This is a genomic window from Ruegeria sp. HKCCD6119, from assembly GCF_013110585.1.
Classification (GTDB): Bacteria; Pseudomonadota; Alphaproteobacteria; order Rhodobacterales; family Rhodobacteraceae; genus Ruegeria.
Genome location: NZ_WVQV01000001.1, coordinates 1,280,714 through 1,292,841, shown reverse-complemented (window position 1 = coordinate 1,292,841; position 12,128 = coordinate 1,280,714). Strand labels below are relative to the sequence as shown.

Below are 12,128 nucleotides of genomic sequence, written 5' to 3'. Positions count from 1 at the left end.
AGCGGAACGGAAAGGAGACATCCATGCAGGACGAAGTGGTGGCAACGATTCAGGCATCATCCCCCAGACGGTGGATCGGAGTAGGGATGCTGTCGACGGTTGGGATGCTGGTCACATACGTCGCTTTGGCATCGCCGCCCGAACCGGCGTGGCAAGTATTTCTTTTTGCTGTAGGGGGCGCGTCGCTTTGGCTGGCCTATCGTGTATGGCACGCGACCCAGGACCATATTGAACTGACACAGTCGGAGTTGCGTACCGGGTCAGGCCGATTGATCGCGAAGGTGGCTGATATTGAATCGGTGGATCGCGGTGTGTTTGCGTTCAAGCCGTCAAACGGTTTTCTGGTTCGCACCAAGCTCAAAGATACGAACCAATGGGCCCCCGGCTTGTGGTGGCGGATCGGTCGCCGGGTTGGCGTGGGCGGCATGACATCTGCCGCCGAGGCCAAGTTCATGTCCGAAATTCTATCCGCTATTTGTGCAGACGAACGGGGTCTGAGTTAAGTTACAAGCAACTTCGTTTGTAAAGCGGGGACGGGTAAAGATGAAGTTCTCAAAGGTGATACCTGTCGCAAAATCCCAGCCCGGTCTGAACGTGGGGATGTATTCATTGGACGTTTCAACTAGAATAACGGTGTCCTGATTGGGCATCGGTGGCAGGCGGTCTTCGATTTCATCGATCCTGTTGTCATCCCATTCCTGATCAAAGCCGCGTACGGTCGACCAGCGAACGTAGTGGCGATCATCGTCCTCATCGTAAATAATCAGAGAAATACGCATCTTCACATCTGACCGGTTGTTGACCATCTTGCCTGCCAAATCGTGCAGCGAGTCGATATACACATCGGTCACGGCCCGCGTTTCACGCGAAATCAGATCGCTGATCGTATAAGCTGCCTTCAGATTGGAGGCGCTTTGACGAAACCCCTCGAATGCAGTGAACGTGAACGTGATCGTCCATAACATCAATGGAAAAATCATGAGGGCTTCAACGGTCAGTATGCCGCTTTCGTCTTTCTTGAAGACTTTGACGCGATTTTTCAGATATTGGAGTACAGACATGATCTTACTCTGGCTCCTGTACGAATGCCGTTGTTGCGGTCACCGCATAGTGGCCGGTAGCGTCCGGGACAAGCTTGGCAATGGCTGAGGTCTCAAGAACCGGATCTATGCGCAGGCAGGCTCGCAGGATCATCAACTCATTGGATTGGCCGCTTTTGAAATCCAAAACCGGCTTGGGATCTTCGGAACTGTCCGTGCAGGGGATGCTGTCTGAAAGCACGATACCAGCGAACGCGTCCTGCTTGACCATTTGTAGTCGCAAATTCCCTGTACAATCCTTGATTCCGGACACTTCGCAAATCCGATCCCTGATCACGTCGTGATTCCAGTTTGTACCCGTACCCAGCCGAATATCCCTTACGATCAGGTCAACTCCACGCTCCAAAGCAGCATGCTTCATTGTGATGATGGACAGTTCGGCTCCTGCCACGAGAAGCGCCAGGAAGAAGGGTACGAGCATGATGAACTCGATTGTCGCATTCCCTGCCTCGGATTGCCGAAACAGACGGAGTTGCGACAGCTTTCCGCTGATCATTGGGTTAGCCTCAGTTTGCGGATCGACGATGCGATGGATTCAAAGGCTTTCTCAAGGTTCAGGCCACTTACGTCATAGACGTGGCTGTCAGAGCTGGCACAGTCTTTGAGGGTCCTGTACCCGCTTCTGGGCGCTTCGAAAGCGATGCCGTAAACAATGATACCCTGGTCTTTGGCCGCATCACAAATATGCTTGGTGCGCTGGTTCTTGGCCGACGTTTCAACTTTCGCGTAGGCCTTTGAATACCATTCCGCCCAACCGCTGGACTGCCAGTAATAGTTGTACCGTGCGTTCCATGCCAAAGATACTCGGTTAAACAGTTCAGGATATGACAACCTAACGGCTGTTCCAGGTTCTTCGTTCAGCTGCGTCTCAGGTTCCGGGTTTCCGTAGGGATGATCCGCCCAAACATCTTGCTGAGGCCAGAAAAAATTCGGACGACCCTGAGAATGGTACACGGTGTATTCATCAGCTTCCGGGTTGTACCAGACGTCTGACATACCTTCGCGCAGCGATGGGTTAAGCATGTATTGATCGGTGTTCTGACCATCGGTCATAACAATGGCGATCTTCAGAACGTCGGTGCCATAGTCCGAGGGACGGACCGAGAATTTTGATGGCACAATTGTTGTACCTGCATGGGACGGATCCTGTTCCAGCGACAGGTCGCGAACAATTCCGCGCATGCTCGGGTCCAGCAGGGCAGTTCCCCACTTCATCCCAATATCGATCGACGTGTTCCCACCGGGGGTGAGGGACGCAATCTGAGCAAGCAGTTTGTTCATATTGTCGGTGACAGGGGTGATTGCGCTTCCTGCGCGGACCGGACAAACGGGCAGGTCGATTGACCCTTCAGAATAGGTGAAAGGATCGAAATGGGCGGTGCGCTCCAACGTGTCATCGCGTTCCAGATCAGAATCGCTGTACTGTTCCGGAATGAAGTTTACGCAGTGCGAATAGCTGTGTTCTTGGGTGACATTCGTGAACTTGTCCAGAATCGATGCTCCTGCGTTGACCTGCGTTGCGTAAGGAACAATCGAGATTGAAATCTGCGTTTCGTTCGGTTTGTCCAGCATGAGCCTGACAAATTCTGACGCAGCTTCTCTCAAAACCGCGATTTTTGTCTTCGATGGTGTGGCAGACGAGCGCGACATTGAGCCGGAGATGTCGAGAATCAATGAGATTTCAACGGCGCCAATGGATTCTTCAGCTGCACTGGTCGCAACGAGACCCAGTTCGGTGACTTTGCCGAACCTCAGATAGCGGGTTGGAACAACGGCTTCGGCTGTAGCACTTACTTTTTTGGAGCCGAAACCTTCAACAACCGTCGTAATGGCGTTCAAATTGCCCAGCCCGGCCTTGTCCATGTAAGAATCGACGACCGCCTTGGCGGGAAGGTCCTGGTCGAGGTCCGCGGCGGCAAGCACAGCGCGATCCAGTGTGGATTGCAGGCTGGCACGGTCGCGTTCATATTTCATGACATCCATGGCCATGCCGGTAATCGCCAGCATCAAGACCACCATAAACAATACGAAAATAGTGAAGGCGCCATCTTCGTTGCGAGCGAACTGCTCTAATTTGAACGTTTTGCGCTTCGGTTTCGAGCCGTCGTTACAAAGCAAGGAATTCAGCATTCTGGTTACTCCGCTTCACACGTCGAATTCGTGCGTCAAAGAAAAAGAGATTTGGGACAAAGTTAATTTTCAAACGTGGCGTGAATTGGGCGAAAAAGGCTTGGTTTTGGCCTTTTTGGGCGCTCAGGGGGTATAATTTTCACGTTTTCCCATGGTCTGTCGATGAAATGAAAACAATCCGTTAAGCGATTGACCGGATTGGGCGACTCACCATCAGAAACTTAAGTCTGTGTTAGGTAGGTGATGAAAAAAAGTGCATTGTTTGATTGCAGCCAGACTTGAGTGGTGCGACAAAACGTCATGACGTTTCGTCATCCAGCGGTACGGAGGATTTTATGACCGGCATCCAAGAACCAAGCTTTCGCCAGAGTGTTGACCTGATGTTCAACAGGGCGGCCGCCCTGATGGAACTGCCGCCGGGGCTGGAGCAGAAAATCCGGGTTTGCAACGCGACCTACACAGTTCGGTTCGGTGTGCGTCTGCGCGGTGAGATCCACACCTTCACCGGGTACAGGTCTGTCCATTCCGAACATATGGAGCCGGTCAAAGGCGGCATTCGCTATGCCACTGCGGTGAATCAGGATGAGGTCGAAGCGCTGGCTGCGTTGATGACGTACAAATGCGCCCTCGTCGAAACGCCTTTTGGCGGATCGAAAGGCGGTCTTTGCATTGATCCGCGGAAATACGAAGAACACGAACTGGAACAGATCACGCGCCGCTTTGCCTATGAACTTGCCAAGCGGGATCTGATCAACCCGTCGCAGAACGTTCCGGCGCCCGACATGGGAACGGGCGAACGCGAGATGGCCTGGATGGCGGACCAATACGCGCGGATGAACACCACCGACATCAATGCACGGGCCTGTGTGACCGGCAAGCCATTGAACGCAGGTGGCATCGCCGGGCGGGTCGAAGCGACCGGACGCGGCATTCAATACGCTCTGCGTGAATTTTTCCGTCACCCCGAAGACGTCAAGACGGCCGGCCTGTCGGGCAAGCTGGACGGCAAGCGTGTTGTGGTGCAGGGGCTCGGCAACGTGGGGTATCACGCCGCGAAGTTTCTGAGCGAGGAAGACGGTTCACGCGTTGTAGGTATCATTGAATGGGACGGAGCGCTTTTTAACCCGGATGGTATCGACGTCGAAGCCGTCCGCCAGTGGATCGTCAAGCATGGCGGCGTCAAGGATTATCCGGACGCGACTCATTCAGCGGAAGGTGCAAGCGTTCTGGAGGCTGAGTGCGACATTCTGATCCCGGCTGCCCTTGAGGGTGTCATCAACCTTTCCAACGCCGAGCGGATCAAGGCACCTTTGATCATCGAGGCAGCGAATGGCCCGGTCACCGCTGGCGCGGATGAGATTCTTCGCAAGAAAGGCACCGTTATCATCCCGGATATGTATGCCAACGCGGGTGGTGTGACGGTGTCTTATTTTGAATGGGTCAAGAATCTAAGCCACATTCGTTTCGGCCGGATGCAGCGCCGCCAGGAAGAGGCGCGACATGAACTGATCGTCAGCGAACTGGAGCGGCTGGACAGGTATCTGGGTGACGCGTGGTCGATGTCTCCGGACTTTAAAGCAAAATACCTCAAGGGTGCCGATGAGCTTGAACTGGTGCGCTCGGGCCTCGATGACACGATGCGGATCGCCTACCAGTCCATGCGTGAAGTGTGGCACAGCCGCGACGATGTCGAAGACCTGCGTACTGCGGCCTATATCGTGGCGATCGACCGCGTGGCCAAAAGCTATCGCGCCAAGGGGCTGTAAAGCAGGCGGGCGGGGTGATCATTTCGCCCCGCCGGTTCGCGCTGCGGCTTGAATGTCGATGGCGGCCCGTTAGTTTGACGGATAGTAGACACTCAGAGAAACGAATCCCGGAGACCTCCATGTTGCGTATAGCCATTGTCGCGGCTCTACTGGCCACCCCTTTGGCCGCTCAGGAAACTAAGGAACAAAGCTGCAAATATCAGGCGGATGTGGTGGCCGCGATCCAAAAGGCGCGGCTGGACCGCGTGAAAGAACGCGATGTGGCGCAAGCCGTGGCGGATAGTGGCCCGACATGGCCCGAGAACTACAATGCCGCGATTCCGTTGATCACGCCGTGGGTCTATGAACAAAAGATGCGCGATGTGCGCAAAAAGGATCTGGGCGCTGCTTGGCTTGAGTTGTGTTTGCAGCAATAATCCACAGCCCGGACATTTCCCTGTGGACAAACGCGCGCCATCCCCTTGGCGCGCGTTCCTGTTTCTGTCAGGTTTGACATATGTCACTGCCCCCCGGATTTCTGGATGAACTGCGCACCCGCCTGAGCCTGTCTCAGGTCGTCGGGCGCAAGGTGATGTGGGATCAGCGCAAATCCAATCAAGGCAAAGGTGACATGTGGGCGCCTTGCCCGTTTCATCACGAAAAGACGGCCTCATTCCATGTCGATGATCAGAAGGGGTTTTATTACTGCTTCGGCTGTCACGCCAAGGGCGACGCGATCAGCTTTGTGAAAGAAACGGAAAATGTTTCGTTCATCGAAGCGGTTGAAATCCTCGCCCGAGAGGCTGGCATGCCGATGCCTGCGCGGGATCCGAAAGCACAGGAAAAGCAGGATCGCCGCAGTCAGCTTGCCGATGTGATGGAACAGGCGGTGCAGTTTTTCCGCTTGCAGCTGAAAACAGCGGCGGGGGCAGAGGCACGGGATTACCTGTCGCGCCGGGGTTTGGATCAAAGCGCGCTGGATCGGTGGGAGATCGGGTTTGCGCCGGACAGTTGGCAGGCGCTTTGGGATCACCTGCGCGGCAAGAGCATCCCAGAGGAACTGATCTTTGGCGCCGGGCTGGCCAAGCCTTCAAACAAAGGCAAAAAACCCTATGACACCTTCCGCAACCGGATCATGTTCCCGATCCGGGATCCGCGTGGGCGCTGCATTGCATTCGGTGGCCGCGCGATGGATCCGAATGACAACGCGAAATACCTTAACTCGCCCGAGACCGAGTTGTTCGACAAGGGGCGCAGCCTTTACAATCAAGGTCCGGCGCGGCAGGCGGCGGGCAAAGGGCAGCCGCTGATCGTTGCCGAAGGGTATATGGACGTGATCGCGCTGGCCGGGGCGGGGTTTAGCGCGTCGGTTGCACCTTTGGGAACGGCCATTACTGAACATCAGTTGCACCTGCTCTGGCGGATCGCGGATGAACCGATCATTGCACTAGACGGGGATGCCGCGGGTCTGCGGGCGGCCATGCGGGCGGTTGATCTGGCACTGCCGCTGCTGGAGGCCGGAAAATCCCTGCGTTTTGCCTTGATGCCCGAAGGCAAGGACCCGGACGATCTGTTGCGCACAGAAGGCCCGGGCGCCGTTCAGGCCGTTCTGGAAGGGGCCATACCGATGGTCAAACTGTTGTGGCAGCGCGAAACCGAAGGAAAGGTATTCGACAGCCCGGAACGCAAGGCAGCACTGGACAAGGCACTGCGGGACAAGATCAAGCTGATCCAAGATCCCTCGATCCGCTTGCATTACGGTCAGGAAATCAAAGACCTGCGCTGGCAACTGTTCCGCCCGCGACGACAACCTCAAAACCGTCCGTGGCAACCGCGGGGAAAATGGCAGCCGCAGCAGACCGCGACGCCGGGCGCGCGCAGTTCGTTTCTGGCCTCATCGGAAAACGCGGATATCCAGCTGCGCGAAGCCGCTATTCTGGCGATCTCAATTCTGAATCCCAAGGTTGTTGTCCAATTTGAGCAACAGTTGGAAGAAATGGAATGTCACAATCCTGACTATGCGGCATTGCGCGATGCTGTCCTACGTCACGCAATTGATGACCCGGACAACCTGAAAGACCACATTATCGCATCAATGGGGCCTGACGCCCTTGAAAACCTGCTGACCCTTCGCCATGTGGCAGTCATCCCCTGTGTGTCCAAGCCAGGCGACGTTGAAAAGGCCGAGATGACATTGGCCGAGGAACTCGCAAAGATCAAAGCGCTCCGGGGGTTGGATGCCGAGATTGCCGAAGCGGCAGAAGAGTTGTCTGATCTGCCCGATGAGGCGCTGACTTACCGGCTGGCGCAAGCCGCCGAAGAGCGCAACCGCACGAGTCGAAGCCAGAACGAGGATAGGGCCGTTTTCGACATTGCTGACAATGGGGCGCGAATCAATCGTGACGAGAAAGACGCGTTTGCGGCGATCATGTCTGGCATCAAATTCGAGCGGAAACGCCGATAAGTGGTGTTTTCGTAAGGCACTGGAAAAGAAAAACGGGTAAACGGGTGGCCGAATCACTTATACGCGCTAATGATTCGGCTGAGACGAATCACCCATCCCTGCAGGAGCATTGAATGGCCGCCAAGGATACGAACGAAGACCGCAAATCCGACGAGCAGGAACAGGAAATCTCGCTGGACATGAGCCAAGCGAACGTCAAGAAGATGATCGCCGAGGCTCGCGAGAAAGGTTACATTACCTACGACCAGCTCAATCAGGTCTTGCCGCCTGATCAGGTCAGTTCGGAACAGATCGAAGACGTAATGTCGATGCTGTCCGAGATGGGCATCAACATCATCGAAGATGAAGAGGCCGAAGAAGAAGAGAACAAAGGATCGACCGAACTGGTTGCCGCGGAAAGCAACCGTGAGGTTGCACTGGCCGGTTCCGGTACAGAAAAGCTGGATCGCACCGACGACCCCGTGCGCATGTATCTGCGTGAGATGGGGTCGGTCGAACTGCTGAGCCGCGAGGGTGAGATCGCAATCGCCAAGCGGATCGAAGCCGGTCGCAACACGATGATTGCGGGCCTGTGTGAAAGCCCGCTGACCTTTCAGGCGATCACAATCTGGCATGACGAATTGTTGTCCGAAGACATTCTTTTGCGGGACGTCATTGATCTGGAAACCACGTTCGGAAACCAGTTGGACGAAGACGGTGACGTTGAAGAGCCGGTCGTCGATACCTCGGCCGTGCAGGCGAACAAGCCAGCCAAGGATACCGGCCCCGAGCTGGATGCGGATGGCAACCCGCTGAACAACGATGACGATGACGATGACGACGATCAGGCCAACATGTCGCTGGCCGCGATGGAAGCGGCGCTGAAGGATCAGGTCTTGACCACGTTGGAGCGTATCTCGACCGACTTCTCGATGCTGTCTGAAATGCAGGACAGCCGGATTTCGGCCACGCTGAACGAAGACGGTACGTTCAGTGAAAAGGATGAAGAAACCTATCAGAAACTGCGGGCTGAGATCGTCGAACTGGTGAATGGCCTTCACCTGCACAACAACCGGATCGAGGCGCTGATCGACCAGCTTTATGGCATCAACCGCCGCGTCATGTCTCTGGACAGCGCGATGGTCAAGCTGGCCGATCAGGCACGCATCAACCGCCGTGAGTTCATCGAAGCGTATCGGGGCCGTGAACTGGATCCGAACTGGCTGGCCGAGATGGCCGAAAAGCCGGGCCGGGGATGGCAGATGTTCATCGAACGCTCGACCGCGAAGGTCGAAGAGCTGCGCAACGACATGGCTCAGGTCGGCCAGTATGTCGGTCTGGATATCTCGGAATTCCGCCGTATTGTGCAGCAGGTTCAGAAGGGCGAGAAAGAGGCGCGGCAGGCCAAGAAGGAAATGGTCGAAGCCAACCTGCGCCTGGTGATCTCGATCGCCAAAAAGTACACCAACCGTGGCCTGCAATTCCTTGATCTTATTCAGGAAGGCAACATCGGCCTGATGAAGGCGGTGGACAAGTTCGAATACCGTCGTGGCTATAAGTTCTCGACCTATGCGACCTGGTGGATCCGCCAGGCGATCACCCGCTCGATCGCGGATCAGGCCCGCACGATCCGTATTCCGGTTCACATGATCGAAACGATCAACAAGCTGGTGCGCACGGGCCGTCAGATGCTGCATGAAATCGGCCGCGAGCCGACGCCGGAAGAACTGGCCGAAAAGCTGCAGATGCCGCTCGAGAAGGTGCGCAAGGTGATGAAGATCGCCAAAGAGCCGATTTCTCTGGAAACACCCATCGGCGACGAGGAAGACAGCCAACTGGGCGATTTCATCGAGGACAAGAATGCCGTGCTGCCCCTGGACAGCGCCATTCAGGAAAACCTCAAGGAAACCACCACAAGGGTTCTGGCCTCGCTCACCCCGCGCGAAGAACGGGTTCTGCGGATGCGTTTTGGCATCGGTATGAACACCGACCATACGTTGGAAGAAGTCGGCCAACAGTTCAGCGTGACCCGCGAACGGATCCGTCAGATCGAGGCCAAGGCGCTGCGGAAGCTGAAGCATCCCAGCCGTTCACGAAAACTCCGGTCTTTCCTGGATCAATAAGAACAAAGATCTATCAGAACAAAGGCGCCCCGTCAGAGGCGCCTTTTTTTGTTCACATTGGCTGGTTCTCGCATCACGTTGGCGCGATAGCACAAGGCCGTGGTGGTGTGCCTTTCTATATCGGTCTTGTCCACTCATGGGACAGGCCGGGGCGAGGTTTTTCAGGCTGATGACCCCCGGCCAGCTGTCCGAATGGGATGTTCCACTCGGGTCTTGAAGGCGCTGGGCGGCTGACCTGTCCACCGTTTGAAGGCGGTCGAAAAAGCAGCCTGATCGGCATACCCCAGCGCGTATGAGATTTCAGACAGAGTCATGCCATTTGTGATGAAAGTCTGGGCCAGATCACATCTTAGATCGTCCACAATATCGCGATAGCTTGTGCCTTCATCCTTGAGGCGTCGACTGAAGGTTCTGAGGCTCATCCCTAGGTCAGCCGCCGCATCTTCGGCTTGCAGGATTGCGCCGGGCAGGGATCGGGTGATCAGACCTTCGACACGGGCGCGGGTCTTGTGCTTGGTGGGTGGTTTTTCGGCCAGCAGACGTTCACCGTATTCCAGCAAATGCTCACGCAGCTTTGGATCATAGGTCGGCACTTTCAATTCCAGCGCAGATAGCGGCAGAATGATCTCGATTTTTTCAGCGTTGAAAACCACCGGGCAGCCTGCCAGCTTTTCGTAGGTTTTGGCGTGGCTTCCAACTTTGTGCTGAAAGCGCATCTCGATCGGGTGCAACTTCACCTGCGTGAGGTTTCTCATCCTGGCCAGCGCAGCGAACAACAGGAATTCCGTGCGCCGATGATAGCGGGCAAAGCTGGCGTCTTTCCAATCGGCCTCAAGGGCCGCGAAGTTGCCGGCAACACGAAAGCTGAGCCCGATGGCCGGATCGATGATGCCATGAAAACGGGACAGGTTTTCCATCACCTGCCTCAAATCGCGTGAGTATTTACTGATATACCCTGTTACGGTCGAGGCCGACGTGACCTCGAGCCCAGTGCGCGCCGCAAATGTGATGTCACCAACGGCGTCACAGGCGTGCCGGATGACCAGGGCCTCTTTATGTGCGCTGTAGACTGCGGCAGGGGGCGCGATATCCTGCTGACACAGCCCGGTCTGTTGCAATACCCGCTGGGATACTTCGCTGTTGCCGGCGTGGCGATCCAGCGCCTGGATCAAAAAATGTAGTCGGTCGATATCTACATCCATCGTGGTACAACACCTTACGTTCTCAAATACATTAACAGTTTATCAGGGAAATCCCTTTGTTGACTTTGGCTTTTGGCAGAAAGGATTTTGCACTTGAGTACTACTTGTTGGCAAGTTCTCGAAAGGTTTTGACCGGAACGCGCATGAAGTGTAGCGCGCGGCTGTCCAAATCAGCTTTGTTGCCGGGTCGGGACCTTCATGGGGATGAGGTCAGAGCCTCGGAGAAATCACCAATCTCTGCTCAGGGCTCCCCGGCACGCTCTTTTTCTGCAAGTGACGCGTTGTTCTGCGACGCCGGGCTTGGGCCTGCTGATCCGCTGTCAAGGCTGGCTCACGCCGGATCACGCTATGTACCAGGCGGGCTGAATTGATCGTGAGGCACCCTGTGCGCGCAGTGAAGTTCGACTAACCTATTCAGAGGTCACAATTTGGAACAAACAATCAGGGAAGAAATTACCATGAAACAGTCATACACTTTCGCCGCGTTGGCAGCCTTGGCCTTCAGTGTTCCATTGACAGCAGACGCTGCGCGGAACGGGTTTCGAACGGAACCCATAAACGCCACTGATTTCGAGGTCATCCCCCGCGGCGACATGCGCGCCGAAGGCTATTGGTGCGCCGCCGCGGATTATGCACGTCGAACCTTGGGGTCGGGCTGGACGGACCGGATTTACGTGTTGCGAGGATACGGGCCCAGTGTCACAACCGGTCGCAGAACAGCGGTTCAGTTTTCCATCAAGCCGCCTCAAACGGTCGATGCACAACCAAGCAGCTTTGTCTCGTTCGGGTTTCAGCCTGGCAACAGTGAATCTGTACAAGGTGCGAATGCACGGTGTAATTATCGACCGTTCTTCAACGACTGACCAACCCGCAGGATAGTCACGATGCAGACCGAGTTCGTTTTGCACACCCATGGACCGGGGCTTTACGAATTCACGTCCGACGTTCTGCAATGGCTTGAACGGGTGGCGAAAGATGGGGTCTTGACCCTGTTCGTTCGCCACACTTCCTGCTCATTGCTGATCCAGGAAAACGCGGACCCCGAAGTTCAAACAGATCTTCAGGCGTTCTTTGAACGGCTGGTTCCACCGTCAGACAACCACGCCATGTCGTATCTGCGGCACACCTACGAAGGCCCGGACGATATGCCTGCGCATATCAAGGCCGCGCTCTTGCCGGTTTCGTTGACGATCCCGGTGTCGCAGGGACGACCCGTTCTGGGAACATGGCAAGGGATTTACCTGTTTGAACACCGCACTGCGCCGCATCAAAGGAAGGTTGCGGCGTATCTGGCCTGACCCACTATTTAGCGGTTTGAATTTCCGACTACCCAAACCCTAGCGGCTGCCCTATAGTTGTGGATAAGTAAGCCGCAGCGCTTACAA

Annotated in this window: 11 protein-coding genes; 7 read left to right on the top strand and 4 right to left on the bottom strand. The window is 55.6% G+C overall.

The genetic code is table 11. The features are described 5' to 3' along the window. Nucleotides 1–23 precede the first annotated feature (23 nt). Nucleotides 24–503, top strand: a complete 480-nt coding sequence (locus tag GS611_RS06485) for a hypothetical protein (RefSeq protein ID WP_171633445.1) — start codon at nucleotides 24–26, stop codon at nucleotides 501–503. Here the strand turns inward: GS611_RS06485 and GS611_RS06480 are convergent. The 3 genes from GS611_RS06480 to GS611_RS06470 are packed head-to-tail and all read right to left on the bottom strand — an operon-like array spanning nucleotide 465 to nucleotide 3,230. Continuing rightward, complete coding sequence (locus GS611_RS06480) at nucleotides 465–1,061, bottom strand: TadE/TadG family type IV pilus assembly protein (protein WP_171633443.1); 597 nt, start codon at nucleotides 1,059–1,061, stop codon at nucleotides 465–467. The two genes, GS611_RS06485 and GS611_RS06480, sit on opposite strands and share 39 nt — an antisense overlap. A 4-nt stretch (nucleotides 1,062–1,065) precedes the next feature. Then, complete coding sequence (locus tag GS611_RS06475) at nucleotides 1,066–1,596, bottom strand: TadE/TadG family type IV pilus assembly protein (protein ID WP_171633441.1); 531 nt, start codon at nucleotides 1,594–1,596, stop codon at nucleotides 1,066–1,068. Beyond that, nucleotides 1,593–3,230: a TadE/TadG family type IV pilus assembly protein gene (locus GS611_RS06470; RefSeq protein ID WP_171633439.1), complete on the bottom strand. Its 1,638-nt coding sequence runs from the start codon at nucleotides 3,228–3,230 to the stop codon at nucleotides 1,593–1,595. Before GS611_RS06470 ends, GS611_RS06475 begins: the two co-directional genes overlap by 4 nt. Before the next feature lie 335 nt (nucleotides 3,231–3,565). Here GS611_RS06470 and GS611_RS06465 point away from each other — a divergent pair, with 335 nt between their 5' ends. The 4 genes from GS611_RS06465 (at nucleotide 3,566) to rpoD (ending at nucleotide 9,541) form a co-directional block, all read left to right on the top strand. Continuing rightward, nucleotides 3,566–4,996 carry a Glu/Leu/Phe/Val dehydrogenase gene (locus GS611_RS06465; protein ID WP_171633437.1) on the top strand — a complete coding sequence of 477 codons (1,431 nt, stop codon included), beginning with the start codon at nucleotides 3,566–3,568 and terminating at the stop codon, nucleotides 4,994–4,996. A gap of 119 nt (nucleotides 4,997–5,115) precedes the next feature. Continuing rightward, nucleotides 5,116–5,412 (top strand): hypothetical protein, encoded by a 297-nt coding sequence (locus tag GS611_RS06460; protein WP_152457544.1) that lies wholly within the window; start codon nucleotides 5,116–5,118, stop codon nucleotides 5,410–5,412. An 80-nt stretch (nucleotides 5,413–5,492) separates the two neighbouring features. After that, nucleotides 5,493–7,439 carry a DNA primase gene (dnaG, locus tag GS611_RS06455; RefSeq protein WP_171633434.1) on the top strand — a complete coding sequence of 649 codons (1,947 nt, stop codon included), beginning with the start codon at nucleotides 5,493–5,495 and terminating at the stop codon, nucleotides 7,437–7,439. A 113-nt stretch (nucleotides 7,440–7,552) separates the two neighbouring features. After that, nucleotides 7,553–9,541, top strand: coding sequence for an RNA polymerase sigma factor RpoD (rpoD, locus tag GS611_RS06450; RefSeq protein ID WP_171633431.1), 1,989 nt, complete (start codon nucleotides 7,553–7,555; stop codon nucleotides 9,539–9,541). Between the two features lie 161 nt (nucleotides 9,542–9,702). On the opposite strand, the gene GS611_RS06445 is transcribed toward rpoD, so the two are convergent. Continuing rightward, entirely contained in the window at nucleotides 9,703–10,743 is a 1,041-nt protein-coding gene (locus GS611_RS06445; protein WP_171633429.1) for an AraC family transcriptional regulator, read from the bottom strand. A 458-nt stretch (nucleotides 10,744–11,201) separates the two neighbouring features. Here GS611_RS06445 and GS611_RS06440 point away from each other — a divergent pair, with 458 nt between their 5' ends. Both GS611_RS06440 and GS611_RS06435 read left to right on the top strand, forming a co-directional pair. Further along, nucleotides 11,202–11,606 (top strand): hypothetical protein, encoded by a 405-nt coding sequence (locus tag GS611_RS06440; RefSeq protein WP_171633427.1) that lies wholly within the window; start codon nucleotides 11,202–11,204, stop codon nucleotides 11,604–11,606. 21 nt (nucleotides 11,607–11,627) lie between these two features. Continuing rightward, nucleotides 11,628–12,041 carry a secondary thiamine-phosphate synthase enzyme YjbQ gene (locus tag GS611_RS06435; RefSeq protein ID WP_171633425.1) on the top strand — a complete coding sequence of 138 codons (414 nt, stop codon included), beginning with the start codon at nucleotides 11,628–11,630 and terminating at the stop codon, nucleotides 12,039–12,041. Nucleotides 12,042–12,128: the final 87 nt, after the last annotated feature.

Coding starts and splice junctions, on each gene's coding strand:
- GS611_RS06445 (WP_171633429.1), bottom strand. CDS start 10,743: ATGGATGTAGATATCGACCGACTACATTTTTTGATCCAGGCGCTGGAT.
- GS611_RS06485 (WP_171633445.1), top strand. CDS start 24: ATGCAGGACGAAGTGGTGGCAACGATTCAGGCATCATCCCCCAGACGG.
- GS611_RS06470 (WP_171633439.1), bottom strand. CDS start 3,230: ATGCTGAATTCCTTGCTTTGTAACGACGGCTCGAAACCGAAGCGCAAA.
- rpoD (WP_171633431.1), top strand. CDS start 7,553: ATGGCCGCCAAGGATACGAACGAAGACCGCAAATCCGACGAGCAGGAA.
- GS611_RS06460 (WP_152457544.1), top strand. CDS start 5,116: ATGTTGCGTATAGCCATTGTCGCGGCTCTACTGGCCACCCCTTTGGCC.
- GS611_RS06435 (WP_171633425.1), top strand. CDS start 11,628: ATGCAGACCGAGTTCGTTTTGCACACCCATGGACCGGGGCTTTACGAA.
- GS611_RS06475 (WP_171633441.1), bottom strand. CDS start 1,596: ATGATCAGCGGAAAGCTGTCGCAACTCCGTCTGTTTCGGCAATCCGAG.
- GS611_RS06480 (WP_171633443.1), bottom strand. CDS start 1,061: ATGTCTGTACTCCAATATCTGAAAAATCGCGTCAAAGTCTTCAAGAAA.
- dnaG (WP_171633434.1), top strand. CDS start 5,493: ATGTCACTGCCCCCCGGATTTCTGGATGAACTGCGCACCCGCCTGAGC.
- GS611_RS06440 (WP_171633427.1), top strand. CDS start 11,202: ATGAAACAGTCATACACTTTCGCCGCGTTGGCAGCCTTGGCCTTCAGT.
- GS611_RS06465 (WP_171633437.1), top strand. CDS start 3,566: ATGACCGGCATCCAAGAACCAAGCTTTCGCCAGAGTGTTGACCTGATG.